This is a genomic window from Myxococcus sp. CA033 (assembly GCF_013336625.1).
In the GTDB taxonomy this organism is placed as follows: Bacteria; Myxococcota; Myxococcia; order Myxococcales; family Myxococcaceae; genus Myxococcus; species Myxococcus llanfairpwllgwyngyllgogerychwyrndrobwllllantysiliogogogochensis.
On sequence record NZ_JABUMU010000001.1, the window covers coordinates 799,488 to 826,001 of the forward strand.

The 26,514-nt window shown below is 70.0% G+C and carries 22 protein-coding genes; 8 read left to right on the forward strand and 14 right to left on the reverse strand.

Annotated elements, in window-relative coordinates:
• Window positions 1-29: 29 nt before the first annotated feature.
• Entirely contained in the window at window positions 30-923 is an 894-nt protein-coding gene (locus HUA78_RS03070) for a spermidine synthase (protein ID WP_174467206.1), read from the reverse strand.
• Between the two features lie 92 nt (window positions 924-1,015).
• Here HUA78_RS03070 and HUA78_RS03075 point away from each other — a divergent pair, with 92 nt between their 5' ends.
• On the forward strand, window positions 1,016-3,142 hold the full coding sequence (locus HUA78_RS03075; RefSeq protein ID WP_174475624.1) for an ATP-binding domain-containing protein: 2,127 nt from the start codon (window positions 1,016-1,018) through the stop codon (window positions 3,140-3,142).
• Here the strand turns inward: HUA78_RS03075 and HUA78_RS03080 are convergent.
• The 3 genes from HUA78_RS03080 to HUA78_RS03090 all read right to left on the reverse strand — a co-directional run bounded on the left by HUA78_RS03080 (window position 3,108) and on the right by HUA78_RS03090 (window position 6,524).
• The gene (locus HUA78_RS03080; protein ID WP_174453230.1) at window positions 3,108-4,811 is read right to left on the reverse strand and encodes a PAS domain-containing sensor histidine kinase; all 1,704 of its coding nucleotides are present in this window, start codon (window positions 4,809-4,811) and stop codon (window positions 3,108-3,110) included. The genes HUA78_RS03075 and HUA78_RS03080 overlap by 35 nt on opposite strands.
• 103 nt (window positions 4,812-4,914) lie before the next feature.
• Window positions 4,915-5,751 (reverse strand): sensor histidine kinase KdpD, encoded by an 837-nt coding sequence (locus tag HUA78_RS03085; protein ID WP_174453229.1) that lies wholly within the window; start codon window positions 5,749-5,751, stop codon window positions 4,915-4,917.
• A 95-nt stretch (window positions 5,752-5,846) separates the two neighbouring features.
• Window positions 5,847-6,524 carry a hypothetical protein gene (locus HUA78_RS03090; protein ID WP_174453228.1) on the reverse strand — a complete coding sequence of 226 codons (678 nt, stop codon included), beginning with the start codon at window positions 6,522-6,524 and terminating at the stop codon, window positions 5,847-5,849.
• 168 nt (window positions 6,525-6,692) lie between these two features.
• Between HUA78_RS03090 and HUA78_RS03095 the strand changes: the two genes are divergently transcribed.
• Window positions 6,693-8,000 (forward strand): pectin acetylesterase-family hydrolase, encoded by a 1,308-nt coding sequence (locus tag HUA78_RS03095; protein WP_141649147.1) that lies wholly within the window; start codon window positions 6,693-6,695, stop codon window positions 7,998-8,000.
• Window positions 8,001-8,111: 111 nt separating this feature from the next.
• Window positions 8,112-9,134 (forward strand): metal-dependent hydrolase, encoded by a 1,023-nt coding sequence (locus HUA78_RS03100; protein WP_174453226.1) that lies wholly within the window; start codon window positions 8,112-8,114, stop codon window positions 9,132-9,134.
• A 96-nt stretch (window positions 9,135-9,230) separates the two neighbouring features.
• Here HUA78_RS03100 and HUA78_RS03105 read toward each other — a convergent pair whose 3' ends face one another.
• From HUA78_RS03105 to HUA78_RS03125, 5 genes are all read right to left on the reverse strand, one after another.
• On the reverse strand, window positions 9,231-10,667 hold the full coding sequence (locus HUA78_RS03105) for a DUF1552 domain-containing protein (protein WP_174453225.1): 1,437 nt from the start codon (window positions 10,665-10,667) through the stop codon (window positions 9,231-9,233).
• Window positions 10,668-10,672: 5 nt separating this feature from the next.
• Window positions 10,673-12,286, reverse strand: a complete 1,614-nt coding sequence (locus tag HUA78_RS03110) for a DUF1592 domain-containing protein (protein WP_174475625.1) — start codon at window positions 12,284-12,286, stop codon at window positions 10,673-10,675.
• 334 nt (window positions 12,287-12,620) lie between these two features.
• On the reverse strand, window positions 12,621-13,334 hold the full coding sequence (gene rpiA, locus HUA78_RS03115; RefSeq protein ID WP_174453223.1) for a ribose-5-phosphate isomerase RpiA: 714 nt from the start codon (window positions 13,332-13,334) through the stop codon (window positions 12,621-12,623).
• Window positions 13,335-13,801: 467 nt separating this feature from the next.
• Window positions 13,802-15,088, reverse strand: a complete 1,287-nt coding sequence (locus HUA78_RS03120) for an SBBP repeat-containing protein (RefSeq protein WP_174461428.1) — start codon at window positions 15,086-15,088, stop codon at window positions 13,802-13,804.
• A gap of 176 nt (window positions 15,089-15,264) precedes the next feature.
• Window positions 15,265-16,020 (reverse strand): outer membrane beta-barrel protein, encoded by a 756-nt coding sequence (locus tag HUA78_RS03125; RefSeq protein WP_174453221.1) that lies wholly within the window; start codon window positions 16,018-16,020, stop codon window positions 15,265-15,267.
• A gap of 129 nt (window positions 16,021-16,149) precedes the next feature.
• Between HUA78_RS03125 and HUA78_RS03130 the strand changes: the two genes are divergently transcribed.
• Window positions 16,150-17,040, forward strand: coding sequence for a LysR family transcriptional regulator (locus HUA78_RS03130; RefSeq protein WP_246137871.1), 891 nt, complete (start codon window positions 16,150-16,152; stop codon window positions 17,038-17,040).
• 17 nt (window positions 17,041-17,057) lie between these two features.
• Here HUA78_RS03130 and HUA78_RS03135 read toward each other — a convergent pair whose 3' ends face one another.
• The gene (locus HUA78_RS03135; protein ID WP_174475626.1) at window positions 17,058-18,323 is read right to left on the reverse strand and encodes a right-handed parallel beta-helix repeat-containing protein; all 1,266 of its coding nucleotides are present in this window, start codon (window positions 18,321-18,323) and stop codon (window positions 17,058-17,060) included.
• Between the two features lie 67 nt (window positions 18,324-18,390).
• On the opposite strand from HUA78_RS03135, the gene HUA78_RS03140 reads away from it, so the two are divergent.
• From HUA78_RS03140 to HUA78_RS03155, 4 genes are all read left to right on the forward strand, one after another.
• Complete coding sequence (locus HUA78_RS03140; protein WP_174453219.1) at window positions 18,391-18,759, forward strand: Spx/MgsR family RNA polymerase-binding regulatory protein; 369 nt, start codon at window positions 18,391-18,393, stop codon at window positions 18,757-18,759.
• A gap of 73 nt (window positions 18,760-18,832) precedes the next feature.
• Complete coding sequence (locus HUA78_RS03145) at window positions 18,833-19,714, forward strand: general secretion pathway protein GspE (protein ID WP_174453218.1); 882 nt, start codon at window positions 18,833-18,835, stop codon at window positions 19,712-19,714.
• A gap of 199 nt (window positions 19,715-19,913) precedes the next feature.
• On the forward strand, window positions 19,914-20,843 hold the full coding sequence (locus tag HUA78_RS03150) for a Circumsporozoite protein (RefSeq protein ID WP_174453217.1): 930 nt from the start codon (window positions 19,914-19,916) through the stop codon (window positions 20,841-20,843).
• A gap of 63 nt (window positions 20,844-20,906) precedes the next feature.
• On the forward strand, window positions 20,907-22,079 hold the full coding sequence (locus tag HUA78_RS03155; RefSeq protein ID WP_174467586.1) for a tetratricopeptide repeat protein: 1,173 nt from the start codon (window positions 20,907-20,909) through the stop codon (window positions 22,077-22,079).
• A 379-nt stretch (window positions 22,080-22,458) separates the two neighbouring features.
• Here the strand turns inward: HUA78_RS03155 and HUA78_RS03160 are convergent, their stop codons facing one another.
• The 4 genes from HUA78_RS03160 to HUA78_RS03175 form a co-directional block, all read right to left on the reverse strand.
• Window positions 22,459-23,277, reverse strand: coding sequence for a DUF459 domain-containing protein (locus HUA78_RS03160; RefSeq protein WP_174475627.1), 819 nt, complete (start codon window positions 23,275-23,277; stop codon window positions 22,459-22,461).
• A gap of 85 nt (window positions 23,278-23,362) precedes the next feature.
• Entirely contained in the window at window positions 23,363-24,118 is a 756-nt protein-coding gene (locus HUA78_RS03165) for an alpha/beta fold hydrolase (RefSeq protein WP_141645060.1), read from the reverse strand.
• Between the two features lies 1 nt (window position 24,119).
• Window positions 24,120-24,941, reverse strand: coding sequence for an amino acid ABC transporter ATP-binding protein (locus HUA78_RS03170; protein WP_174453213.1), 822 nt, complete (start codon window positions 24,939-24,941; stop codon window positions 24,120-24,122).
• Window positions 24,938-26,419, reverse strand: coding sequence for an ABC transporter substrate-binding protein/permease (locus HUA78_RS03175; protein ID WP_254614261.1), 1,482 nt, complete (start codon window positions 26,417-26,419; stop codon window positions 24,938-24,940). Before HUA78_RS03175 ends, HUA78_RS03170 begins: the two co-directional genes overlap by 4 nt.
• Between the last annotated feature and the right edge of the window lie 95 nt (window positions 26,420-26,514).

Genomic DNA, 26,514 nt, shown 5'->3' on the forward strand with positions numbered 1-26,514 from the left:
AGCGCAATCGACGGGCTCCCCTCCGCGCGTCAGGGGGCCGGAGCCGGGGGCGCCTGGCGTTTGTCCTTCAACACCTGTCCTGACAATTCCTTGCGCCCGGTGACGTCGGCGAAGCCTTCCAGCACCATCGCGCTCAAGTCGAAGGGCACGCCTCGCTCCCGCTCCAGCTTCTGGGCGCGGGACGCCAGGGCCTCGCGTGACTGCTTTTCGGCGGACGGCACACCCACGAAGATGCGGTTGGCGTGGTCCTCCACCTCGAAGGTGTAGAGCTGGCGGAAGCCCGCCTGCCACGTGCGCAGCATGGAGGAGAAGAGCGGATTGGGCGGGTCCTCCCAGACGTTGCCCACCACCACCCCACGCGCCGTCAGACGCGCGCGCACCGCGGCGAGAAACTCCACCGTGCCCAGGTGCTCGGGGATGCTGTCGGGGCCGTACGCGTCCAGGAAGACGAGGTCATACGCGGGGCGCTTCGCCTCGATGAAGGCCCGGCCGTCCGCCACATGCGCCTTCAGTCGCGCGTCCTCGGTGAAGCCGAAGAAACGCCGCGCCACGTCCACCACATCCGGGTCGATGTCCACCACGTCGATGTGCGCCTCGGGCAGCACCGCGCGCAGGAACATGGGCATGGCGCCTCCGCCCAGCCCGACGACGAGGATGCGCTGGGGACGGGGGACGAAGGCCAGCCCCACCATGGCCATGCGCGTGTAGCCCAGCTCCAGCTTCAACGGCTGCCCCGGCCACACGACACTCTGGAGCGCGCCCGACTCGTCGAATTGGAGGTAGCGCCGGCCCTCCGCGTCCTGCGTCACCGCGACGAGCGTATAGGGCGACTGTTTCTGGTGGAGGACGGTGCGCGGACTGGCGGACGCGCACGACAGGAAGGCCAGCACCAGCAGCGCCAGGCGAGGGTTGAAGCGCCGCATGCCCACTCCTTCCGACCGCCATTCAAAGTAGCACTTCCGCCAGGAAAACCAACGGGTTGACGTGCCCCTTCGCGCGGTTCACCTTGGCGCCCATGACGCATGCGCAGGGACACCTCTCCGAAGACGTCCGGGCCATCATCGCCGAGGAGGAGGCGCTGCTGACGCGCGTCCAGGCGACGCTGGAGGCCGCGCGTCGCAAGGCCGGACGGGCGCAGGAGGACCGGGGGCTCGTCGCGCAGCTCCAGGCGCTCCGCGACGAGGCGGCGAGCGCGGCCGAGGCCGACCTTCCCCACCTCTTCTTCCAGATGGACCAGACGCGGGCCCTGCTGGACCGGCAGGAGAGCGCGCAGCTCCCGGACGCCCAGGCCCCCTACTTCGCGCACCTGCGCCTGGCTGGCGACGCCGGTCCGCGCGACTATCTGCTCGGGCGCACCACCTTCGCGGATGTGAGCGCCGGAGTGCGCGTCATCGACTGGCGCTTCGCCCCCATCGCCCGCGTCTTCTATTCGTACGAGGAGGGCGACGCGTACGAGGAACAGTTCGGCGAGCGGCTGGCCGAGGGCACCGTCGAGGTGCGCCGCCTCGTCGTCATCGAGCGAGGAGTGCTGACGCGCATCATCTCCGGCGCCCTCGTGCTGGAGCGCGCGCAGGACGGCACGTGGCATGGCGTGGGCCGAGACGTCACCGCGCTGCGAGCGGGTGGCGCGGGGTCGGCCGCTCGGCCCGGAGCCCTGGGGACGGGCAAGGGCGCACGGCGCGCGGAGGATGCCTTCGGTGTCACCGCCCTCCTGGACGCCGAGCAGTACGAGGCCGTCAGCGTGGACGCCTCGCACCCGCTGCTGGTGCTGGGCAGCGCGGGCAGTGGGAAGACGACGGTGGCCCTGCACCGGCTGGCGAAGATTGCCTTCGACGACCCGGCGAAGTACCCGCAGGCGCGGATGAAGCTCATCGTCCCCGAAGAGGGCCTGGCCCGACTGTCGCGCCGACTGCTCGCGCCCCTGGGCCTGGGCCGCGTCTCGGTGGATACGCTGGACCACTGGCTCCTGGCCACGGCGCGCTCCGCGTTCAATCTGCCGGGCATCAAGCTGAGCCCTGAGACACCGCCGCTCGTGTCGCGCTTCAAGCGCCACCCCGCGCTGCGGCGACTGCTGCTCGGCCGCATCGGCGCGCCCAAGACACAGGCGGGCACCACGCTGGAGCGGCTGCACCGGCGCCTGGCGGACGCGTACCTGGACCGGCACTTCGTCGAAGACGTGGTGAACAAGGCGAAGGGCGAACTGCCGCGCACCGTCATCGACGAGGTGCTGGAGCACACGCGCCTGCAGCGCTCCACACCGCTGGAGAAGGAGCTCAAGGACATCACCGACCCGGAGCGACTCATCACCGTGGACGGCAAGGCGCTCGAGGACGACACGCCCTACGCCCTGGCCGGCACGGTGGACCTGGAGGACCTGCCCATCCTCATGTTCCTCAAGGCCCAGCAGGGTCCGCTCGGCCTGGAGCGACTGGCCCACATGGTCCTGGACGAGGCGGAGGACTTCTCCCTCTTCGAGCTGTTCGTCGTGCGCAAGCTGCTGGGCAAGGGCCGCAGTTGCACGCTCGCGGGCGATGAGATGCAGCAGACCGAGGCGGGCTTCGCGGGCTGGCCCGAGGCGCTCGACGAACTGGGCATCCGCGACGCGTCCACCTGCCGGCTGCAGGTCTCCTACCGCTGTCCGGCGTCCGTCGTCGAGCTGGCGCGACAGGTGCTCGGCACCCAGGCTCCGGCGGAGTCGACCGCGCAGCCGCCCCGCGCGGGCGCGCCGGTGGGCTTCCACCACTTCCCCGTCGAGGCCCAGGCCCAACTCTTCGTCGGCGAGGCCCTGAGGGACCTCGTCTCACGCGAGCCCCATGCCTCCGTGGGCGTCATCGCCAGCAGCCCCGAGTCGGCCGACGCCGTCTATCGCGTCGTCGCGGACCAGGCGTGGGCGCGCCGGGTGAAGGACGGTGAGTTCTCCTTCGAGCCCGGCGTGGACGTCACGGACGTGGGCAGCGTGAAGGGCCTGGAGTTCGACTACGTCATCCTCCCGGACGTCACCGCGCGCGCCTGGCCCGTGGATGACGAGTCCCGCCGCCGCCTGCACGTGGCCATCACCCGCACCTCCCATCAGCTCTGGGTGGTGTCCTCGGGCGCGCGCTCGCACCTCATTCCGGCGGCTGGCGCGGCAGCTCCACCGTGAAGGTGGAGCCCTGACCGGGCGCGCTGCGCACGAGGATGCGCCCGCCCATGGCGTCGACAATCTGCCGGACAATCCACAGGCCCAGCCCCAGGCCGCCGTAGTGCCGCTCGCTGGCCAGCCGCTCGAAGCGATGGAACAGGCGCGGCTGCGCCTCCAGGGCGATGCCCACGCCCTCGTCCCGCACGGACAGCCAGGCGCGCTCCGCGTCCGCGCCCACGCTCACCTCGATGGGGTGGCCCCGGCCATACTTGATGGCGTTGGACAGCAGGTTCTGGAGCACCTGCTCGACACGCAGCCGGTCCCAACTGCCCGTCGCGGGCCCCGGCGCCTCCAGCCGCAACGAGCACCCCGCTCGCGACAGCTCCTCCGCGTAGCGCGGCACCAGCTCCCGCGTGAGCGCGGCCAGGTCCAGCTCCTCCCGCTCCAGCCGCAGCTTGCCCGCGGTGATGCGCGACACGTCCAGGAGCTCGCGCACCAGACTGGACAGTCGGGAGAGCTGCCGTTGCACGGCCATCACCTTGTTGGAGACGGACTCGGACGCCACGTCCCCGGGGCTCGCCCTGGGAGATTCCAGCTGGCGGCGCAGCGCCTGGACGTTGAGGGTCAGCGAGGTGAGCGGCGTGTTCAGCTCATGCGAGGCGACGGAGAGGAAGGAGTCCCGGGCGCGCACCGCCTCCTGCGCCTCCGTGTAGAGCCGCCCGTTGTCCAGCGACGTGGCCGCGCGCCGCGCCAGGTCCTCCGCGAGCCGCACGTCCGCCTGCGTGTAGCGCCGGCCGCCCTCGGTGTTGACGAGCGAGAGCGCCCCGAGCACCTGCCCCCGACTCATCAAGGGCACGATGATGTACGCCGTCAGGCCCAGCTCCTGCGTCGCGCGGCGCCGGGCCTCGTCGGCGATGCCCTGCGCGAGCGCTTCCGGCCGCAGCTCCGCCACGAACTCCGTGGCCCCCGTGCGCAGCACCTTGCCCACCCCGTGGGCATCATCCATCCGGATGGGGTAGCGCTCATGGTACGCACGCGTGCGCGCCACCAGCTCCGGCCGCACGTGCGCCATGGCGACCCGCCGCACGCTCCCGTCGGGCAGGGGGACGTCCACGCTGCACCCATCCGCCAGGGGAGGCACGGCGAGCGAGGTGAGCCGCTGGAGGATTTCGTCGTGCTCCAGGGACGAGGTCATCACCTCGCTGGCCTGCGCCAGGAAGGCCGCATGCCGCTGCGCGCGCCGCGTCTCGTCGTAGAGGCCCCGGAGGATGGCCTCCTGCTTCTTCTCCGCCGTGTTCTCTCGCGAGAAGACGTAGACGCGGCCATGGCCCCGGAACAGGCGCAACACGAACCAGCGGTCCTCGGACGCGAAGTGCCACTCGAAGGCTTCCGGCTCGCCCGCCGCCGCCACGCGCTGGAACCGCGCCTGGAGCTGCTCTCGCACGACCTGCGGATACAGCTCCCACAACGAGCGGCCGAGCAGCTCCGCCCGGGGGCCTCCGAAGGCACGCTCCATCGACGGGTTCGCGTAGAGGCACGAACCGTCCGGCGCGCAGACGGCGACACTCTCCGGGAACTGGTCCCACAGAACGGTGTCGAGTCCCTCCACGTCCACGGGGGACGCGGCGGCGTTGGCAAACCCTTGTCCGGTCAAGTGATGGTCCACGCGCTCGGTGCGGATGCGGGTCAAGGCCCCCAGCTCCCGCTTAGCACTTCCCTCGTGTCAGCCCACCGCTACCTCCCACACCTCTGCTCGTCAGACAACACTCGGCGCCCTGGGGCCAGACAGGCCCTCAAGGGCCCGGCGGCGGCAAGGGTGCCGGCAGCGGCAGTCTCACGGTGAAGCGGGCGCCCTGACCTGGGGCGCTCTCCACGGACAGGCTGCCCCCATGGAGCTCCACGAGCTGGCGGGAAATCCACAGCCCCAGCCCGAAGCCCGGCCGCGTCGGGTCCAGACGCGAGAAGCGCTGGAACAGCCGCGCCTGGTCCTCCGGGGAGATGCCCGGCCCCTCATCCCTCACCCAGAGGAGCACGAAGTGTGGCTCCGCGCGCAGCGCCACCTCGATGGCCGTCCCCGCGGCGTGCCGCAAGGCATTGGTGAGCAGGTTGGTGAAGACCTGCTCGACGCGCGTGCGGTCCCACGCGCCGACGATGCCGGGCGGGGCGCGCAGGCACAAATCACAGCCGGCCCGCCGCACGTCCTCCTCCATCCGCTCCACGGTGTGGCGCACCAACTGCCCCAGGTCCACCTCCTCCAAATCCAGCACGGGCCGCTGCGTGGACAACAGCGACACGTCCAGGAGCGTGGCGATGAGCCTGTCGAGCCGCCCGCACTGGTCCTGGACCCGCGCCAGACGCCGAGGCACATCCTCAGGCCCGAGCGCGCCGAGCTGCGCGGAGCGCACCAGCCCATCCACGTAGAGCCGCAGCGACGTCAGGGGCGTGCGCAATTCGTGGGAGGCCACGGACAGGAACTCGTCGCGCACCCGCAGCGCCGCCTCCAGGGCGGCCGTCCGCTCCAGCACCCGCTGCTCGAGCTCCCCCGTGGGCTGGCGCGACTCCTCCTCGGAAGAGCCCTCCTCGCGTTCGCCCTCTCCGGGCAAACCCGTCCGACGCGTCTCCACCACCATGCCCCGCGTCTCTAGCGGAGCATGCGGGGCGCTCCAATCCGGCGTCCGGCCGTGCGCCCCCGCAAGCTTTCACTATCCGACACGAGCGGGCGCGCTCAGGGCTGCGGCTGTCCCTGACGCCACTGCTCGCGGCGCTGCTCCTGCGAGCGGCGGTGCGCGAGCGACTCCTCTTCCTGTCGGGGGTACTCCGACAGCCGCGTGCGGTGCATGTTGATGCTCAGCTCGTACAAACCCTTGTCACGCTCGGGCAGCTTGTCGCCCTGCTCCTCCAGCACCGTGGTCGCGAACCGCAACATGTCCTCTGACACCTTGCGTCGTCGGTCGTAGTACTGGTGAATCTCAGACTCGGTGGCGTCACCCGACTGCACCCGGCCAAAGACTTCATTCCACTTGCGCGTCTCCTCCTCGCGCTTGCGCAAGAGCTCCGGGTCCTTCGTCGGCGCGCCCAGCTCCCAGTACAGGTTGTCCGGCAGCTTCGCGCGCAGCGCCTCCAAATCCAATGGATAGGCCTGGGGCTCGCCGTCCCCTTCAGGCTCGGGCTCCGGCGCCCGGAGCGTCTCCGGAATGACGCTGCTTGTCATTCCTTGCGGAGGGGTGGGCGGGGCGGGCCGCGAGGGCGCGGCGGGGGGCGGGGTTGGCGCGGTGGCCGTCTCTGGCTCGGGCACCGGGGGCGGCGCCTCTCCGCTCAGGGCGAACACGAGCGCGGCCACCAGCGCCACGCCCCCGAGCCCCGCCAGCCAGCCCAGACGCTTCGACCCAGCATTATCGGACATGACGTCCGAATACCGCGTGCCTCGCGCACATGGCAACCAACCCTTGTCATGCCGCAATGCATCACAATCCACCGTGATGCTCGAAACATGAAACAACACATTCAGGACTGACTCTCGGGTCAACGTGGGCTATAGAGCCGGTTTCCCCCCAAACCCGGAGGAGCCTGCATGAAGCGCGTACTCGTGGCGTGCCTCGCTGTCGCTGCGCTGATGGTCCCCAGCGCCGCCCGCTCGGAAGTCATCGTCTCATCCATCGTCAGCGTGCTGGTGGATGGCGGCAACAACTACAACTGGCAGAAGGTGGAGCTGCCTGGGACGAAGTGTGGCAATGGCTCCCAGTTCAAGTTCTTCATCCACAAGACGAACTCGCCCAACCTGCTGATGCTGCTCGAAGGTGGCGGCGCGTGCTGGGACTACGACACCTGTAGCGGCCGTGCGGGCCTCCTGGGCGCGGCGAACCCCAACGGCATCGCCGACGACTACATCACCCAGTTCACCGCGAAGTACGTCTCGCCGCTCGTCAACGGCGCCGACCCGGGCCTGCCGCTGCGCAGCAAGACGAACCTGGTGACGAACGGCTGGAACATCGTCTACGTGCCGTACTGCACCGGCGACGTGCACATCGGCAACAACGTGAAGACGTACGTGGACCAGACGGGCGCCAACCCGCCGCTCACCTGGCACCACAGCGGCTACACCAACACGCTGGCGGTGGCGAACTACGCGAAGACGCAGTTCCCCAACGTGCAGAAGTTCCTGATGACGGGCTACAGCGCGGGCGGCACGGCGACGTCGGCGGGCTACTACTTCGCGCGTCGCATCATCAACCCGGCGCAGGGCTACCTGCTCAACGACTCCGGCCCCATCTTCCTGGCGCCCAACGCCAACTTCAAGTCGCGCGCCCTGCACGACAAGATTCGTGAGTCGTGGAACCTGAACTCCGTGTTCGGCCTGCTGCCCGCGTCGTTCAGCCAGAGCGACTTCGGCACCATCAACCGCATGGTGGCCACGGAGTTCCCGAACGACCAGCTCGCGTACACGGGCTACACGCGTGACTACAACTACTCGCGCTTCTCCTATGAGCGCTTCCACACGCCGAACGACAAGGAGTCCGTGCACGCCTACTGGAAGACGGACGAGGCCGCGCTGGTGACGGAGCTGAACAAGTACAACAACTTCAGCTACTTCATCCCGCACGAGCGCGCCATCAACTCCAGCCACTGCAGCACCATCATCACCTTCATCGGCGCGCACGCCTGCCAGCGGATGGAGAAGAAGAAGTGGTACGAGTACATTGAAGCGCCGTGGCAGTCGTGGACGTGCCGCAGCGAGTTCGTGGGCATGGACACGTTCCTCACGCGCTTCGTGAACAACAACCAGCGCGTGCGCATCTACGAGCCCGCCAACGGCTACAACGCCGAGGACCCGGGCATGGGCATTGTCGCGCCGCTCATCAATGGCGCGCTGGGCGGGTAGTCGTAGGCCCACTGGCTGAAGCAGTCGTCTGACTGGCGACGGGGCGCAAGGCGTTGTCTTGCGTCCCGCCGCTGGCCCCCGTGGGAGGAAGGCGCTAGAGCCACGGGCGCCATGGACAACCTCACGCACGGACTCCTGGGACTGGCTGTCGGCGCGCTGCGCCGGCCCGACGTACGCCCCGACTCTCCGGAGCGCTCTTCATCCACGGACCGCGCGGTGTTGCTGGCGAGCGTGCTGGCCGCCGAGCTGCCGGACCTGGACACCCTGCTGGCGAGGGGCGACGCGGTGACGGTGGCGCTGCATGCGCACCGGGGCCTGTCCCACTCGCTCTTCTTCGCGCCCGTCGTCGCCCTGGCCGCCACGCTCGTCGCCTGGGCGGTGTTCCGCCGCGACACCCGGCTGCCCCCGGTGTTCCTCACCAGCCTCATCTCCGTGCTCTTCGCGCACCTGCTGCCGGACCTGTGGACAGGCTGGGGCACGCGGGTGCTGCTGCCCTTCTCGGATGCGCGGCTGAGCCTGGACTGGACGGTGGTGGTGGACCCGTGGGTGACGCTGCCGTTGGTGGCGGGGGCGGTGGTGGCGTGGCGACGGCGCGCGGTGTGGCGGCGCGCGCTGCTCCTGGGGCTCGCCTGCTCCATGGCCTACGTGGGAGCACGCGTTGTGTCCTGGAGCGTGCTGACGCGGCGGGTGGACGGCGCCCATCCCGGGGCCGAGTCCGTGCGCGTCTTCCCGGCGCCCTTCTCCTTCAGCACGTGGCGGTACGTGGCGCGCCTTCCTGGCGACGTCCTGGCCGCCGGAGACGTGACGCTCCTGGGCGAGCCCCGAGAGGCCCGCAGGGTGACGGCTCCCTTGGACGTGCTGCCCGGAGATTTGCGCGAGGTGCCCACCGTGCGCGAGGCCCTGGCGTGGGCGCGCTTCCCCGTGGTGACGGTGACGCAGGTGGAGTCGGGGCGAGAGGTGCGCGTCGCCGACCTGCGCTACCACCTGCACGGCGAGCCCACGCTCACCTTCGTGGTGCGGGTGGATGCGGCGGGGACGGTGACGGAGGCCCGGCTGGAGCGAGGCGGCAGCGCCTCCGAGCTGCTGCGCCGGTGGCGCGGAGGGGACACGGCACCGAAGTCCCGGTCCCCCTGACGCGACGGCGGAGATACGCCTGCCCTTCGAGCCCGTCTTCCAGGCCCGAAGGGAGGCTCGCGGCGGGACGTCCGGCCCCGCCGCGAGGCACCGGACTCAGGTGAGGCCCGACAGGGGGCCCTTGAAGTCCGGATGGCCGAAGGTGTTCACGTTCACCCCGAAGGCCTGGGCGATGGACACCAGCAGCTTGTTGTGGGCCACCGCATCCGGCATCGGCGTGCCTGGGCCACTCCAGCCGCTCAGCGGGTCGGAGCCCTCCGGACGCAGCCGCAGGAAGCGGCCCATGCGGAACTTCCCGGCCGCGCCGCCCGCGAGCACCGTGGGCACGCGCACGTTCATGTGGCCGGACGCATCCCCCAGCTCGTTGCCCCAGAGGATGAGGGTGTTGTCCAGCGCGGTGCCGCTGCCCTCCTGCACGGAGGCCAGGCCGTCCATGAGGTACGCCACCTGCTCGGCGTACCAGCGCTGCACCTGCACCATCTTCCCGCGAATCTGCGAGCGCAAGGGCTCGTCCGTCACGTCCAGGCGGTGCGCCAGGTCGTTGTGCGTGTCCTCGTGGATGCCGAGCCACGGCATCGACGGGCCCGGAATCGTCATCGTCACCACGCGCGTCAAGTCACACGCGAAGGCCCGGACGATGAGGTCCATGTGGAGCTTGGTCAGCGTCGGCATGTTCTCCAGGTTGCCGAGCTGCCCCAGGTCGAACGCCGGAGGCGCCGCACCACCACTGCACGCGGCCTCCGCCGGCACGGGCTCCTGCGAGGGCGCGGGCGCCGTGCTCAGCGAGCCCAGCCGGCGCTCGATGTCGCGCAGCGACTCCAGATGCGTCTCCAGCTTCTGCCGCTCCGCGCCCGCCAGCCGGTTGCGCAGCCGGGTGGCGTCCTTGACCAGGTAGTCCAGCAGGCTCTTGCGACGCGCGAGCGTGCGCGCGTTCTCCCCCGGGTCCGAGGTCGGCGACGGCGCGGCGCCGAACAGGCGCTGGTAGACGCCCGCGGGGTCTCTCTCGAAGGGCACGCGGCCGCCGTTCGGCGTGAAGCTGATGCTGTTGTAGACGTGCTGGCCGCCGAACTGCTCCCACGCGTTGAGCTGGAGGGAGCGGAACCGCGTGGCGCCGCCAATCTGCGCCGCGAGGACCTGGTCCAACGAGGCGTTCTCCGGAAGGTCGTCACCGCTGGCGGTGTTGACCTTGCTGCCGGTGAGGAACGTGACGGGACCGCCCTCGTGGCCCGTCAGGCCGTGCTCGTAGAGCACCTGGTAGTCCAGGCCATCCAGCACCAGCAGCTTGGAGCGGTGGCGCTGGAGTGGAGCCAGCATGGAGTTGGGGAAGTCGAGGTTGAAGTCCAGCTCGCCGCCCTTCGGACTCCAGTACTCCGGCAGGCACCCGTGGGAGGTGAAGATGGCGATGAAGCGCATGGGGGGCGTGGTGCCCTGGGCATACGCGTCCGTGGTGCCGAGCAGGTTGGCCAGGGGCAGCGCCGCCGCCGAGCCCGCCAGGGTCTTGATCAGGGAGCGTCGTGAGAGTTCGCGGAGCATGGTGGCTACTCGGGGGAAGTGGTGCGCCGGTGGACGAAATACGGTGAGCGGACGAGGCCGACGAGGGCATCGCCCAGCTTCAGCTTCGGGTCCGCGCGGAAGCGCGAGCGCATGTCGGTGAGCATCGGCCCATCGACGGTGTCCTCATCCCGCCCCATGACGTAGCGGAAGAGCTGCAGCGGCACGCAGTCGGCCACGTCCTCGCTGCTGGCGAGCCAGCGCGCGAGTTCGGCGCCGCCCGTGAAGGTGAACTTGCCGTTGGCGTGCTCGACGGAGCCGCTGGCATCGACGTCCAGGCCGTTCTCCGTCGTGCGGTACTTGCCCAGACCGTCGTAGTCCTCCATGCCGAAGCCGATGGGGTCCAGCTGGCGATGGCAGCCCGCGCAGGTGGGGTTGTCGGTATGGGCGGCGAAGCGGGCGCGGGTGGTGCTGTCCGGATTGACGGCGGGCGGGATGATGATGACGGACGGCGGGGGCGGCGGAATTTCACGGCACAGAAGGCGCGTGAGGACGAACTTGCCGCGACGGATGGGCGAGCTGGAATCGAACAGCGCGTACGTCGTCAGCACGCTCGCATGCGTGAGGATGCCCACCCGGTTTTCCGGCAGAGGAACCCGGCCGATGCGTCCATCTGACGTCTGCGACGTGCCGTAGAACAGCGACATCAGGCCGTTCGCGAAGGTGTAGTTCGCGCCCAGCAGCTCCTTCACGGAGCCACCCTCGTTGGTGAGGACGTGGTCGATGAAGGTCGTCGTCTCCGCGCTCGCGGAGAGCTTGAAGATCTGGCTGAAGTCCGGGAACACCTGGTTGTTCTTGTTGACGCTCTCCAGGCCGGTCAGCCCGAGCCACTCCATGACGAAGCGCTGGAGGTACCTCTTGGACGCTTCCGTCTGCAGCAGGCGACGTGCCTGGGCCTCGCGCGCATCGGCCGTCTTGAGCTTCCCCGAGCTGGCGGCGGTGGTCAGCTCCGCGTCAGGAGGCGCACCCGTCACGGCGAACGCCAGCGCCGTGGCGATCTCCTGCTGCGTCAGCCACACCACCCTGTTCGCCGGTCCACCGGGCTCGCCCAGCTCCGTGCGGTAGAGGAACGACGCCGACGTGAGCACCGCCTGGATGACGTACTCGGCCGCCTTCTTCGGGTCCGTGTCCTTGCGCACCGCCTTCCACAACTCGAGCAGGTCCTTCTCGTCCTCGGCCGTCACCGGCCGACGGAAGGCGCGAGCGCCCAGCGCGCGGATGAAGGAGCGTGCGCAGTCCTCTTCGTTCTGTCCCTCGGCGCAGGCGTACTCGCTGGCCAGGTTGTTGGCCGCGACAGGACCCCAGTTCCGCTCCGCCGCGAAGTCCAGCTGGTCCGCGAGCAGCGGCGTCACCTGGAGGCGATCATGCGTGGTGTAGCCGAGGATGGCGTCCTCGGGCGCGAAGAGCTGCGCCATGGGCACCAGCGTGGGGTTCTTCACGATGCCGTAGACGCTGTTGTCGTATTCGGCGCGGGTGATGCGACGCACTCGCGCGGGGGACGCCTCCGACACCTCGGGAGGGTCTCCGCCAGATGTGTCGCCTGAGCAGGAGGCGGTCACCAACAGCAGTGCCGCGGGGAGGCAGTAACGGATGATTCGCATACGAAAGGCACCCTCTGAGCCAGCAGCCCCCGGAAACCCCCTCTGAAGCGCTGGAACGCAGCCGAGTGTAACCGCGCGCGCTGTCGTGGCCTTCGCACTTTTTGACGCACCATGTGAGGGCCGCGCTCCACGCTCTTCCAAGTCCGCGAGAATCACCGCCGAACGCGCCCGACAGTCGCCTACGTCCACGTCGCGCGACCCACGTGCGAGAGCCCCCAATGGTGGAGCGCTCGTGACCCACGCGACACTCGCCCACCCACGCGACACACGACCGCCAGCACGTCATGCGGGCGGATGGGCACCCTCGCACGGGCCCCGCATGCCAGGGGCCGACTCAGGTGGGGCGCACGCGGTGTTCGACGCCCCCGGGGCCCGCCACCATCAGGTCCGTGGCGATGCCGAGGAACAGGCCATGGCCGACGATTCCCGCACGCGCGCCCAGACGTTCGGCCAGTGTCGAAGGTGCATCGAGGGGACCGAAGGCGCAGTCGAGGACGAGGTTGCCCTGGTCCGTGACGAAAGGCGCATCGTTGGCGCCCTTGCGCGGTGTCACGCGAGCGCCAAGGGACTCGAGGAAGCGCAGCTGCGAGCGCCAACCGAACGACAGCACTTCCACCGGCACGGGCCAGTGGGTGCCGAGCTTCGGTGACAGCTTCGCCACGTCCGCGACGATGACGACGCGGCGACTGGCCTGGGCGACGATCTTCTCGCGCAGCAGCGCGCCGCCTCCCCCCTTGATGACGGACAGGTCTGGCGCCACCTCGTCGGCGCCGTCGATGGTGACGTCCAACTCGGGGTGCTCCTCCAGCGTGGTGAGGGGGATTCCCAGTTCCAACGCCAGCGCCTGCGTGGCGCGTGACGTGGGGACGCCGAGAACATCGAGCAGGTGTCCCTGTCCGCGCAGCGTCGCCAGCCGTCGCACCGCGAAGGCCGCGGTGCTCCCGGTGCCCAGGCCCACGCGCATCCCCGGTAGGAAGAACCGGTCCACCGCCGCCTCGGCGGCAGCCCGTTTGTAGCGTCCCGTCCGCGCGCTTGAATCGAACTCCATCACCCCGCTCCTTCGTCCGCCCTTCCGCGTGATTGAAAGGTACATCGCCTCGGCGTGAGCGGGGGTCGACGCCTGCCGCCCGACATCCGTCCCCAGCGAGCGCTCGAAAGGCCACCGCCTCGACACCCGCCGGTGCCGGTGCCCGCGCCTCGCCCCGAGTGACTGAGTGAAAGCGCATTCCCGCGAAGCGAACGGGCGCCGCGAACCTGCGTCGCGACACCCGCTCACCATGACGTCTCGAAGGTCCTCCGCATCGAAGCAAGCAGGTGCCGCGCACCTGCTTCGCGACACCCGCCCATCATGAGAGCTCGAAGGTCTTCCGCATCGAAGCACGCAGGTGCCGCGAACCTGCGTCGCGACACCCGCTCACCATGACGTCTCGAAGGTCCTCCGCATCGAAGCAAGCAGGTGCCGCGAACCTGCGTCGCGACGCCCGCCCCGGCGAGAGTGCGCCAGCTCGGCCTTACTCAGAAGCGAAAGAGGATGGCGTCGTAGCCACCCGCCCTGGCGCTCCCGGGCAGAGCGCCCCAGGTGTAGCCCACCGCGTACGCGGCCCCGTCGTCGCCGACGGCCACGGCCTGCCCGCGGTCCGACGTGCTGGAGCCCACCTGACGCGTGCCAAGAGGGTTGCCCGCTTTGTCGTACGTGGACAGGAACACGTCACTGCCACCCAGTGACACGTTGCCATCCAGCGCGCCCGACGTGTGCCCCACCAGGTGCACGGTGCCATCCACACCCACCGCGACGCCTTGCCCATAGTCCGTGGTCGTCGTACCAGGCTGCCGCGTCCACTGCCGCGTGCCCGCCTCGTCATACTTCACCAGCACCGCGTCGTACGTGCCCACTCGGACGTTCCCGTCGAGCGCACCGAAGGTGTAGCCAGACACATAGGCCGCGCCGTCTTCATCCACGGCGACCCCCGTGCCGTACTCGTCACTCGCCGAGCCCAGCTGACGTACCCACTGCGCCTTCCCGAGCACGTCATACTTCGCCAGGAACAGGTCCACCGTGTTTCCCGTCGCCGTGACACCGTCGAGGCTGCCCAGCGTGTAACCCGCGACGTAGATGTCCTCGCGCGGGCTCACCGCCACGCCCAGGGCAATGTCGCTCCGCGCCGAGCCAAACTGCCGCATCCAGTACGGGTTGCCACCCGTGTCGAACTTGGCCACCACCACGTCGTAGTTGCCCGGCGTGGGAGTCCCGTCGATGCGCCCCAGCGAATAGCCCGCGACGAAGAGGCCGTCCTGTCCCGCGCGGCGCGTGACGGCGATGCCGGTGGCGAAGTCGTCCGTCTCCGTGCCGAACTGCTGCACCCACTCCAGCGCGCCCTTCGCGTCGAGCTTCAGCACGAAGAAGTCCGTGCCACCCGCGTTGACGTACGGAAGGAAGCTGCCCCACGTGTAGCCCGCGACGTAGACGTTGCCCGCCAGGTCCGCCGTCACCGAAATCGCCCGGTCATTCATCGCCGTGCCCAGCTGCCGCACCCAGCGAAGCGTGCCGTCCACGCCGTGCTTCGAAACGAAGAGGTCCTGACCGCCCGACGACACCTCGGAGCCGAGCTGTCCGCCGGTGTGGCCCGCCATGTAGACGGCGTCGCCCACGGAGGTGACGGCCAGCGCCAGCTCGTCCGCGGTACTTCCCAGCTGTCGTTGCCAGTCAGGCGGCGTCAGGGCTTGGGCACTCGCGGGCAGTGCTCCCAGGATGGCCACCGCGCTCGCGACACCACACGCGCCACTCCACCACTTCCGAATCATGGGCGACTCCTATCGAGATGAACGACTCCGCCCGTACTCTGACGCGTCTGCCGGGCCTGAATCATCTCGGAAGGACCGCCCTCTTCCTCGCGGAAGGGGCGACGCGGAGCGTTGGGCACTCCGCGTCACACCAGGGGTCAGCCCGAAGCAGACCCCCGGTTCAACAGCTCAACGGTTCAGATGTTCCAGCTGCCTCGGATGCCCAGCATGATGAGACCGTACGGACCGTCCTCGGCGGGGCCCAGCGGCGTCGTCGTGGTGGGCAGCGGCGCGGGCAGCGCCAGCGTGGTGTCACCCGAGCGCGTCGTGTAACGCGCGTAGGTGCCGGTGAGGTAGGGGCCGAAGGACAGCGAGTGCCCCAGGCGCCACTTGCCGCCGACGGTGACGTTCACGAACTCGGGACCACGCGTCTGGCTCTTCAGCTTCAGGTTCGCCGTGACGGGCGCCCCAGGTCCCACCTGAACCTGCGTGGGGCCGGAGTTCTCGTTGTTCAGGAGCACCATGCCGAAGCCAACGCCGACGAAGGGGTCGAACGAGGCCGTGGGCGAGAAGTGATACTGCACCTGAGGACCGAAGCGCAGCTGCGAGGCCGCGCACTCCCAACCCTCGAAGCAGGAGTACGGATTCTCCTTGGTGAGGATGTACGAGTAGCTGCCGTACGCGCCGACGAACCAGTTCGGCGTCACGCGGTAGCCCACCTCCACCAGGAAGGGCACTGCGCCGTTCGCGGCGTCGCTCAACTTCACATCACCCACGGTGCGGTCCAACCGTGCACCGTTCTTGTAGACGTAACCCGCTCCCGCCTGAAACCCGAGGCCGACCGTGACTTCCAGTCCCGTCGGCGCGCTGTACGTCGCGACTTCCTGAGCGCTCGCGCCCGCGGAACCCAATGCGACCGCCGCTGCCAGGGCCCAACTCAGCCTTCCCGTCATAAACCCCTCCGTCGAGTGGAGCGTTGACTCTAGAACAGCACCCATCACACAAGTAAGCCGCACTGCGTCACAGTTGCAGTTGTGACGGTGGGTCAGCGCTGACTGTCAGGGGCGTGCACAATGCGGGCGATGAACGTCACCTTGGAGCAGGCCCGTGCGCTGGACGCCCTCGCCCGACACGGCACGTTCGCCGCCGCGGCGCAGGCGCTGGGAAAGGGGCACACGGCGGTGCTCTACACCCTGCGCACGCTGGAGGGACAGACGGAGCTGGAGCTGCTCGACAGGCGCGGCTATCGGACGCGGCTGACGCCCGCGGGAGAGCGCGTGCTGGAGCACTGTCGCAAGCTGCTCGCGGCGGAGCGGGAGCTGGAGGCGACGTGCGCGGAGATTCGCGCGGGCTGGGAGCCCACGCTGCGCATCGTCTTCGACGGCGTCTTCCCGGCCGAGCCCCTGTTGCGCGTGGTGAAGGCGCTGCGAGCCGAGGGCGCCGGCACGCGCTTCCATGTGTCGTCGGAGTTCCTGGCCGGAGTGGAAGCGGCCTTCGTGAGGGACGAGGCGGACCTCATGGTGTCCGTGCTTCCGCCCTCGCTACCAGGCCTGCGCAGCTACGCGCTGCCGGAGCTGAAGGCGCTGCTGGTGGCCCACCGCTCCCATCCGCTGGCACGGCGCAGGCGCGGGACGCTCCAGGAAGAGGAGCTGTCGGAGCACCTGCTGCTCACCGTGCGCGGCTCCGACCCCCGGCTCCAGCTCAGCACCGTCTCCCTGGAGATGCGCTCCACGGTGCACCTCAACGACTTCGCGGCAAAGAAGGCGGCGATTCTGGAAGGCCTGGGCTACGGGTGGCTGCCCGAGCATCTGGCCTCGCGCGAGCTGCGCCGGGGCGAGCTCAAGCTCCTGAAGCCCTCGAGCGGCTCCACCCACGCCTTCCTGCCCAAGCTCCACCACCGCGCGGGCGTGAGGCTGGGCCGCGCCGCCCGCCGCGTGGTGAAGACACTCACCGGGACGGAGCCTCCCCAGTGACGTGAGGGGACTCGCTGCTATTGCGCCGCCGTGGTGCAGTCCCCCGACACGTTCGGCGCCGGACGCCCGTTGGCGGTATTGCCGGTGAAGACGTTGTCGGCGGCCACCACCAGCTCCACCGCGCCGCTGCCCCGGTTGCACACCACCACGCCGCCCGCGCCCGAGCGGTTCTCCAGGAAGCGATTGCCGCGCAGCGTGAGGGCGCGCGTGCCCATGTCCTCCAGGTAGATGGCCGCGGCCGGGCCCTGCGTCACGAAGTTGCCTTCGAAGAGGTTGTCCTCGACCAGGTCATTGTTCGGCTGGAAGTAGTGCAGCACGCCGCCTCCGCCCAGGTCATAGGTGTTCTGGGAGTTGGGCCACGCGAGGATGGGGCGCGGCTCGAGCGAGCTCGTGACAGCGCCCCGGAACGCCTCCAGGCCGTTGTCGCGGAAGGTGTTGCCTCGCACCACGGAGTCGCGCCCGTGCGTCACGCACATCGCCCCGCCGCCCGCCATGGACGACGTGCCTGCTTGCGCGAAGCGGTCGATGTCCGACGTGCGGTTGCCCTCGAACAGCGTGTCCTCCACGCGCGAGCCCACGGTGAACATCAAGTCCAGCGCGCCACACTTGGCCGACGCCATGTTGTCGCGGAACACCGAGTGCCGAATCGTCACCGGCCCCGGGTAGTAGGCCCACAGCGCGCCGCGCGTCTTGTCGCGGTTGCCGTTGTAGTCATTCTTGCGGACCTTCTCGAAGACCATGTGCTCGAAGACGGGGTCTCCGTCACCCACGGAGTTCTCACCGAAGAAGTTCATCCCCCACCAGCCGTAGCGGTTGGTGGAGGTGAGCAGCACGGGCTTGTCCGCCGTGCCACGCACCTGGATGCCGCCGTACACGCGCACCTCCACGCGCCCGTCATGGTGGTTCATCACGCTGTCGGCCGCGCCCGCCTCCACGTCGGCCTCCGTCACCTCGGGGCGCCCCTTGAAGTCGAGGATGACGCCGGGCTGCACCGTGAGGACCTGCCCCTTGGGGATGGTGACGACACCCTGCGCGTCGCCGAGCACGCGATACGGAGAGCCCGCCTCCGTCAGCGTCCCGGACAAGGTGCCGGTGACAATCGTCCCACCGTCCTCGGGCACCTCGATGATGGGCCCTCCGTCCCCTCCTCCCGACGTGCCGCCATCCGGCTCGGGGACGACTCCGGGCTTCTCCGGCGTCGACGAGCAGGCGGTGGCGAGCACCCCCAGGGTCAGCACCATCATGAGGAAGCGCTTCGTACACTCGGAGGCGGACGTGTCCATACCCGGCGCGCTAGCACGGCGTCATGGCCGCTCGCAAACCGCGCCCGGGCTGCTAGAAGCGCGCGCCATGTCGAACGAGGTCCTCGTCCTCTCCTACTCGGGCTGTTCCACCTGCAAGAAGGCGCTGAAGTGGCTGGAAGCCCAGGGCGTGTCCCACCGCGTGCGTCCCATCGTCGACAGTCCGCCCACTGTCGCGGAGCTGGCGCAGTGGATACCCCGTAGCGGTGTGTCCGTCCGGAAGTGGCTCAATACCAGCGGGCTGAGCTACCGCGCGCTCGGCAAGGCCAAGGTCGACGCGGCGAGTGACGCGGAGCTGCATACGTGGCTCGCCGCCGACGGGAAGCTCGTCAAGCGGCCCGTGCTCGTCACGCCCACCGCCGTCCTCGTGGGCTTCCAGCCGGAGAGCTGGGCGCGCGTGTTCCCCTCGCGAGGCTGAAGGCCGGGCGGGCGGGCAAGCGCACCCGCGCTCGAGCCTCGCGAAGCGCGCTGCCGCGTGAAGATTGCTGTGTATGGAATCCAGTGCCAGGCGTCCGCTCGGGGAAATCCTCCTGGAGATGGGAGTGCTCAACCGCGCCCAGCTCCGGGTTGGACTGGTCCACCACCATGAGACGCATGTCCCCCTGGGACGCGCCCTGGTGCGTGAGGGCGTGTGCTCGGAAGCGGATGTGCTGCGCGGCCTCGCCGCCCAGCTCGGCGTGGAGGCCGTGGACCTGGACCTGACGCCTCCCGAGCGCGGCATGGCGGACCTCCTCCCCGCTCGCATCGCGCGGCAGCACCGCGCCGTGCCCCTGCGCGTGGAGCTGGTGCCGCTGGAGCAGGGCGAGCGCGAGGTCCTCCACATCGCCCTGCCCGCGCCCGTCTCGTTGGAAGCTGTCGACGCCGTGCGCGCCATCACCGGCAAGCCGCGCGTCGAGGCACACGTGGCCTCCGACACAGCCATCACCCGCGCCCTGTCGGAGCTGTACGGCATCGAGGGGCCCGCGGAGCCCGCCGCCACCCCCGCGCCTGCCCCCGGGGGCCCTCTGTTGCTCTATGGCTGGCCCCCCGTCACCGCCGTCCTCATCTCCCGGCAGTTGGCGCGCCACGGACACCAGGCCCGCGTCGCCACGCCCCTGGACGTCCTGCATACCGGCCCCGGCGACGTGGTGCTCGCGCCCATCCAGGCCATGGAGGGACTGCTGGCCGGTGAGGTCCACATCGAAGGCGCCCTCATCGTCCACGGCAGCTCCGACGACGAGGGCTTCGAGCGGGCCCGCAAGCTCGGCGCCCGCGGCTTCCTCGCCAACCCCCGCGACGAGCAGCTCCTGCTGCGCGCCGTGCGGCGGCTGCGCCCCGGTGGCCCCTCGCCCCTGTCCGGCGGCGAGCCGGGCTCCTCCCACCACTCTCATTGAAGAGAAACAGGCGTGGGTATTCCGCGCCCCAGGCCCGGCAGTGAATTCACCTCCCGTGCGAGTCGACTCCACGTCCGGGCGGAGCCTTGGACGGATTCTCAAAAAATGAAGGATGCGAGGAAACTCGTAGTCGGGGTTTCAGAGAATGAAGGCACATGGCGCCACTTCGGGCGTCGCGGAAATCCAGACGGAGCCCTTCATGTCCCCCCCGCGCATTGCCTACCGCCCGCCTCCGCCCCCTCCGCGTCGTGAGCCGCCCCCGCCCGTGCGCGAGGAGCAGGCGCCCCGGAACGGCACCCAGCAGCGCAACTCGCGCGTGGACACGCAGACGCAGGGCAACGTGGAGCAGCCGCGCGGCAACGTGGTCAGCGGCCAGTCCAGCTTCGAGGCGGGTGGCGCGCGGACCGAGGTGACCGGCAAGGGTCCTGGTGGCATCGACACCCGCGCGTACGCGCAGGGGCCGACCTTTACGGCGGATGCCAAGGTGGACGCGGACGTGGGCCTGTCCGGCATCGATGTGAATCTCGCGGTGGACATCGACGCCACGCTGGTGGAAGCGGGCGCCGGGGCCTCCAAGACGGTGGACTTCGAGATCGCCGGTGAGAAGTACTCGGTGGAGCTGGACCTGGAGGCCATGGGCAAGATTGGCGCCGAGGGCCACATCAACCTGGACCTGCACGTGGGCACGGACGGCAACCTGTCCATCAACGCCTCCGCGTCGGGCTTCGCGGGTGCCCAGGCGAGCCTCACCGGCTCCATCGAGCTGAAGCACGAGGGCGACACCCTGGCCTCCGGCAGCATCACCGCCAGCGCCAGCGCGGGTGTCAGCGGCGACGCGCACGCCAACGTCGGGCTGAACAACGGCAACCTGGAGTTCGACGTGGGCGTCGAGGCCACCGCGGGCCTGGGCCTGGGTGTGGACATCGAGGGCTCGGTCAACGCGGGCAACGTGCTGAAGGCCGTGGGTGAGACGGCGGCCGCCGCGGGTGGCGAGGTCCTGGAGAACGTGGCCGAGGGTGCCATCAACGCGGGTGGCGCGGTGGTCGACGCGGCCGGCGACGTCTTCTCCGGCGCGGTGAACAAGGGCAAGGACATCATCGAGGGCGTTGGCGACTTCCTCGGCCTGTAATGTGAATCCGGAGCATTCCGGCGATGCCTGGCCCCCCGGGGCTGGGCTAGAGTTGGCGAACCCATGGCCGTCTCCAAGCTGGCTACCTCCGCGGCGCGACTGATGAAGCAGGGCCTCCTCAAAGAGGCGGCCCGTGAGTTCCAGCTCGCACTCGACCAGGACCCCCAGGACGCGAGCGCGCTGCTCGGCCTCGCGCGTCTGCGCCTCGCGCAGCACGACGAGGACGCGGCGCGCGGCCTCCTGGACCAACTGGTCTCACTCCACCCCACGCATCCCGAAGCGCTGAGCCACCTGGCGCGAATGAACGCCGAGAAGGGGGATGCGAGCGCGCTGGAGCTGCTCGCGGCCCTCGCCGCGCAGCCCACGGCGGGATTCTTCGAGGTGCTCAACCACGGCCGGGGGCTGCTCGCGCACCAGAAGTACGCGCAGGCCGTCAGCCCGCTGGAGCATGCGCTGGCGATGCAGCCGGGCAATGCCCAGACGCTCACGTACCTGGGCAAGGCGCACCAGGGGACGGGCAACCTGGACGCGGCGCTCAAGGCGTACCAGGAGGCGGCCGAGGCGACTCGCACCGAGCACCTCCCCTTCCTGCTGGCCTCGCGTGTCCAGGTGCTCCAGGGCCAGATTGGTCCGGCGCTGGTGACGCTGCGGCAGGCCATCCTGCGCAAGCCCACGGAGCCGTCGCTGTTCCGCGAGTTCGCGTCGCTGTGCCTCTTCGCGGGGGCGCCCGACGCGGCGATGCGCGCGGCCATCGAGCTGCGGCTGAAGCTGCCGGAGAGCGCGGACGCCATCTACCTGCATGGCCTGTCCGCCTTCGTGGCGGGCAAGAACGAGGATGCCGACCGCATCCTGCGCGAGGCGCTGGAGAAGGCCCCGGGCAATGCCCAGGTGCGCGTGGCGCTCGCCAAGGTCCGGCGCAGGCTGGGCGATGACGCGGAGGCGAAGAAGCTGCTGGAGGAGACGCTGACGTTCGCTCCTGGCGACGTGGGCGCGGCCAACGACCTCTCCGTGCTGCACCTGTCCAAGCCCGGAGGCGCCAACGCCGCCCGGAAGGTGCTCTCCGAGGCGCTGAAGGCGAACCCGGACGACCCGGGCCTGAACCTCAACCTTGCGCTCGCGCTGGCGGACAGCGACGCGGCGACGGCGGTCACCCACGCCCGGCGCGCCCAGGCCAGCGAGGACAAGAACATCCGCGAGCAGGCGGATCGGCTCGTCACCGCGCTCGCGCCGCACTGAAGCAGCACGCCCTGGGCGCCGCGAGTATTCGCGGCCCCTCGGCTCGCACCTCCGCGAGGGGTGGACCGGCGCAGCACCGCGCTCGGTCGTCGCGGCAACACCCTTGCGGGGAGGTGGACCCGCAGCGCTCGGTCCTCGCGGGTGCGCAGCAACGCAGCGGTGTTGCCGCGCGCGGGCGTCACAGTGGTCGCGCAGCGCTCGGTCCTCGCGGGGTGTGCGACAACGCCACAACGTCCTTTCAGGAAGGTGAACCCGCGTAGGGCTCGGTCTTCGCGGGTGCGCAGCAACGCCGCAACGCCCTTGCAGGAAGGTGGACCAGCGCGGCACCGCGCTCGGTCCTCACGGGAGCGGCAACAGGCGGGTGTTAGCGCGTCGCCAGCTAGCCCCGAAGCAGCCCCAGCGCGCCGAGCACCTCGGGGTACACCTTGCTGGCGAAGTACCGTCCGCCCGCGATGGTGAAGTGCACGCCGTCGCTCATGCGCAGCTTCATCGGCTTGCGGAAGCCCTCGACGCGCGCCTGGAGCAGCGCCTTGCCGTGCGCATCGGTGAAGTACCCGCGCGTGTCGACGTAGCGCGCATCCGGGCGGGAGCTGATGACCTCGCGCTGGAGTCCCCGGATGAGGCTCAGCTTCTGCTCGAAGCGCTTCAGCCCCGTCGCGGGCAGCTCCAGCCAGACAATCTTCCGCCCCGGCGCGGCGATGACGCTCGCGAACGAGTCGATGCGCCGACGGTACGCGTCCTCCCACCCGGGCTTGCCCCAGTGGACCGGCTTGCCACCGCTGCGCTCCAGCAGCGACTGCCCATCATTGCCCCCAAGGATGACCACCACCACGTCGGGCTGGTGGCGCTTCACTTCCTCCTCGCCCACCTCCATCCAGTCGAAGAAGTCCGGACGCGCCAGCCCCGTGGACGACCGGGCGCGGCGCGACGCGCGAATCTCCGGATGCGCCTCCAGCCTGGCCAGCAGGTAGTCCCCGAAGCCGGTGGCGATGAGGCTGTCGCCCAACAGCAGCACGGAGCGCGGCCGCTCGGCGACGGGAGGCACCGGAGCCGCCGCGTCGGGAGCCGACGGCAACACGGGGGCCGCGCGCACGTCGTCGGACACGGAGCCGGCATCCTGTGCGGATGGAGCGGCCCACGCGAACCCGGCGGAGAAGACGACGAAGACGACGAAACCACGCGTGAAACGGTTCTGCATTCGGGGACGCACGGTAGCGGCAGGCCGCCGTCCCGTACATCCCCCTTTCACTCCGTCCACCCCTGGACAGGAGCCCCTCCCCGCGTCAGGCCGCCGACACACTCCGCGCGAACGACAGTCCGGCCAGCCACGGCCCGAGCAGCTCCGCGCACGCCTCCGGGTGGGTGAAGTACGGCACGTGTCCCGCCCCGCGCAGCAGGTGCCGGGGCGTCCCGGGAGGCAGCGACTCCCCCAGCTTCGTCAGCGTGGAGGGCGGCACCAGCATGTCCCGGTCGCCCTGGATGCAGACACAGGAGACGTCCAGCCGCCGCAGCTCGGGAGGAGGCGCTTCGCCGTGAATGGCGAGCGCGCGATGCCACGTGCTGCGGCGCTCCAGCGCGGTGGTGGGCACCACCTCCGGGACTCGGGCGAAGGGGACGGGCCGCCACGCCGCCAGCCCCGCGGCGACCACACCGGGCCGACCCCACAGGGCGATGGGCCCCATCATCCCGATGAGCAGGCCGCGAGGGCCGAGGTGCGCCGTGCGCGTGAAAGACCCCAGGAACGCCACGCCCCGCACCACGCCGGCCGCCGCGAGGTGCGCGGCCACCATGCCTCCGAACGAGCTGGCCACCACCGCGTCCATCGGCCCCGCGGCCCGCAGGACCTGCCGCGCCAGGGCTCCCGCGCCCAGGGCCGCATGCTCACCCTCCGGGTACTCGACGAGCACGGGACGGGCAACCGAGGACAACACTCCGGCGAGCGCACGGAAGCCCGAGCCACGGGCTCCCAATCCAGGCAGCAGGAGCACCCTCGGCCCCTCGCCCCGCCCTACCTCCGTGAGCTGTACCTCCGCGCGCATGTCACTCCCTCGCCGTCGCCGCGGGGAACACGGCGGCGGCGCCGGTTCTGCCCGGCTCGGGCTCCACGGCCGGCTCCTGACGCACGGTACGCTCCAGGCCGAGGAAGGCCCGGGTGCGCTCATGTCGGGGCCGCTCCAACACCTGCGCCGGAGGACCTTCCTCCAGGATGCGCCCGCCATGCAGCACCAGCATCCGAGAGGCCAGCTCCCGGGCGAAGCGCATCTCGTGTGTCACCGCCACCAGGGTGAGTCCGTCCTCGCGGAGTCGTGACAGCAGCTCCACCAGTTCGCCCACCCGCTCGGGGTCCAACGCGCTGGTGGGCTCGTCCAGCAACAAGGCCTCCGGCTCCATCGCCAGTGCCCGGGCGATGGCCACCCGCTGCTGCTCGCCACCGGACAGCTCCGACGGATAGGCCCCCTCTCGGTGCGACAGGCCCACCTTCTCCAGCAGCGCGCGCCCCAGCTCGGTGGCCGCCTTCGCGTCCAGGCCCCTCACGTACCGGGGGGCCTCGATGACGTTGCCCAGCGCGGTGCGGTGCGCGAACAGGTGCCACTGCTGGAAGACGAAGCCCACGCGGCGCCGGATGTTGGACACCTGGGCGCCCCGCGCACGTTGCGCTCCAGGCGTCAACACGTCGTCACCCACCCGGATGGAGCCCGCGTCGAACGGCTCGAGTCCATTCAGGCACCGCAAGAGCGTGCTCTTGCCGCTGCCCGAGGGGCCCACCAACGCCACCACCTCACCGGGGGCGAAGCAGGCGCTGATTCCGTCCAGTACCGTGCGCCCGTCATAGCGCTTGCACAGGTCCTTCACTTCAATCATCCGCGTTCCAACCTCGCTTCCAACCGCCTCGCCAGGAGCGACAGAGGGTAGCTCATCGCCAGGTAGAGCGCCGCGCACAGCGCACCGGGCAACAACCAGCTGCGAACATCCACCGCGGTAATCGTCATCCGCTTGGTGAGCTCGACAACGGAGATGACGGACACCAGGGAGCTGTCCTTGAGCAGCGCGATGAAGTCGTTGGTGGCGCTCGGCAGCGCGACGCGGAACGCCTGGGGGAAGATGACCCGGCGCAGCGCCAGCGGCGTGGACATGCCCAGCGCGAGCGCCGCCTCCAACTGCCCGCGAGGCACCGCCAGCACCCCCGCCCGGTACACCTCCGCCTCGTAGGCCGCGTAGTTCAGCCCCAGCCCCAGCACCGCGGCGCTGAGCGCATCCAGTCGCAACACGCCCGCGAGGCCGTAGTAGAGGACATAGAGTTGCAACAACACCGGCGTGCCGCGAAACAGCTCCACGTACAGCGACGCCAGCCGCCCCAGCCAGCGCGGGCCATACAGCCGCGCCAGCGCCAGCCCCATGCCCAGCGGCACCGCGAGCGCCATCGCCCCCACGGAGACCACCAGCGTCACCAGCGAAGCCTGGAGGAACATCACCCACTGCGCCCAGCCCAGCCTGGGCGCCTGCGTCTGCGCGAGCACCTCGCGCGTCTGCGCATCCGACCACTCCACCATCCGCTGCTGCGCCGCGCTGTCGATGTTCCACCGCGCGAAGATTCGCCGGAGCTCTCCCGAGCGGGAGATGTGCCCCAACGCCACGTCCAGCGCCGCGCGCAGGTCCTCATCCCCCGGCCGCACGGCGATGGCGTAGTAGCCCTCGCCCACGTCTCCCACCACGCGCAGCCCCGCCCGGGGCTGTCCGTAGCGCTGGGCGATGAGGTCATCCATCAGCACCGCGTCCACCCGCCCCTGCTCCAGGTCGATGTACGGCTCCTCCACGCCTTCGTACGGCACCGCCTGGATGCCTTCGCGCTGGAGCAGATCCCACGCCTGGGAGTTGGCCAACGTCCCCACCCGCCGACCTCGCAGGGACGCAAGGCCCGTGACGGTGTCGTCATCGCGCCGGGCCAGCAGTCGCAACTGGAAGATGAAGTACGGACGCGTAAAGAGGATGCGTCCACTGCGCGCGGGCGTGATTTCAATCCCGTTCAGCGCCACGTCGAACGAGCCGCGCTCCAGTGAGGGAATCAGGCTGGACCAGTCGTTCTGGATGAAGCGGGCGCGCACGCCCAGCTCCCTCGCGAGCGCGTCCGCCAGCTCCACCTCGAAGCCACGCATGCGCCCGGGCACCTCCGGGTCCTCCATCGCGTACGGCTCCCCACCCTGCGCGTCCGCGCCCCACCGCAGCTCGCCTGCCCGTCGCACCCGCTCCAGTCCCACCTCCTGCCTCTGGACGCAGGACGTCATCAGCACCGAGAGCACGAACAAGGCACCGGCACCGCGCCGCACTGCACTCACATTCATTCCGGGGACTCCCACTCTGTAGCAGGTGCAGGTGTGACCCAGTATTCAGGTCCTGACACTTTCTCCGGGACCCCGTACTAGAGTGCCGCGCCAGA

Bases quoted from the DNA above. Each gene is read 5' to 3' on its own strand.
- HUA78_RS03070 (WP_174467206.1), bottom strand. From the start codon at position 923: ATGCGGCGCTTCAACCCTCGCCTGGCGCTGCTGGTGCTGGCCTTCCTG.
- HUA78_RS03075 (WP_174475624.1), top strand. From the start codon at position 1,016: ATGACGCATGCGCAGGGACACCTCTCCGAAGACGTCCGGGCCATCATC.
- HUA78_RS03085 (WP_174453229.1), bottom strand. From the start codon at position 5,751: ATGGTGGTGGAGACGCGTCGGACGGGTTTGCCCGGAGAGGGCGAACGC.
- HUA78_RS03090 (WP_174453228.1), bottom strand. From the start codon at position 6,524: ATGTCCGATAATGCTGGGTCGAAGCGTCTGGGCTGGCTGGCGGGGCTC.
- HUA78_RS03095 (WP_141649147.1), top strand. From the start codon at position 6,693: ATGAAGCGCGTACTCGTGGCGTGCCTCGCTGTCGCTGCGCTGATGGTC.
- HUA78_RS03100 (WP_174453226.1), top strand. From the start codon at position 8,112: ATGGACAACCTCACGCACGGACTCCTGGGACTGGCTGTCGGCGCGCTG.
- HUA78_RS03105 (WP_174453225.1), bottom strand. From the start codon at position 10,667: ATGCTCCGCGAACTCTCACGACGCTCCCTGATCAAGACCCTGGCGGGC.
- HUA78_RS03110 (WP_174475625.1), bottom strand. From the start codon at position 12,286: ATGCGAATCATCCGTTACTGCCTCCCCGCGGCACTGCTGTTGGTGACC.
- rpiA (WP_174453223.1), bottom strand. From the start codon at position 13,334: ATGGAGTTCGATTCAAGCGCGCGGACGGGACGCTACAAACGGGCTGCC.
- HUA78_RS03120 (WP_174461428.1), bottom strand. From the start codon at position 15,088: ATGATTCGGAAGTGGTGGAGTGGCGCGTGTGGTGTCGCGAGCGCGGTG.
- HUA78_RS03125 (WP_174453221.1), bottom strand. From the start codon at position 16,020: ATGACGGGAAGGCTGAGTTGGGCCCTGGCAGCGGCGGTCGCATTGGGT.
- HUA78_RS03130 (WP_246137871.1), top strand. From the start codon at position 16,150: ATGAACGTCACCTTGGAGCAGGCCCGTGCGCTGGACGCCCTCGCCCGA.
- HUA78_RS03135 (WP_174475626.1), bottom strand. From the start codon at position 18,323: ATGGACACGTCCGCCTCCGAGTGTACGAAGCGCTTCCTCATGATGGTG.
- HUA78_RS03140 (WP_174453219.1), top strand. From the start codon at position 18,391: ATGTCGAACGAGGTCCTCGTCCTCTCCTACTCGGGCTGTTCCACCTGC.
- HUA78_RS03145 (WP_174453218.1), top strand. From the start codon at position 18,833: ATGGAATCCAGTGCCAGGCGTCCGCTCGGGGAAATCCTCCTGGAGATG.
- HUA78_RS03150 (WP_174453217.1), top strand. From the start codon at position 19,914: ATGTCCCCCCCGCGCATTGCCTACCGCCCGCCTCCGCCCCCTCCGCGT.
- HUA78_RS03155 (WP_174467586.1), top strand. From the start codon at position 20,907: ATGGCCGTCTCCAAGCTGGCTACCTCCGCGGCGCGACTGATGAAGCAG.
- HUA78_RS03160 (WP_174475627.1), bottom strand. From the start codon at position 23,277: ATGCAGAACCGTTTCACGCGTGGTTTCGTCGTCTTCGTCGTCTTCTCC.
- HUA78_RS03165 (WP_141645060.1), bottom strand. From the start codon at position 24,118: ATGCGCGCGGAGGTACAGCTCACGGAGGTAGGGCGGGGCGAGGGGCCG.
- HUA78_RS03170 (WP_174453213.1), bottom strand. From the start codon at position 24,941: ATGATTGAAGTGAAGGACCTGTGCAAGCGCTATGACGGGCGCACGGTA.
- HUA78_RS03175 (WP_254614261.1), bottom strand. From the start codon at position 26,419: ATGAATGTGAGTGCAGTGCGGCGCGGTGCCGGTGCCTTGTTCGTGCTC.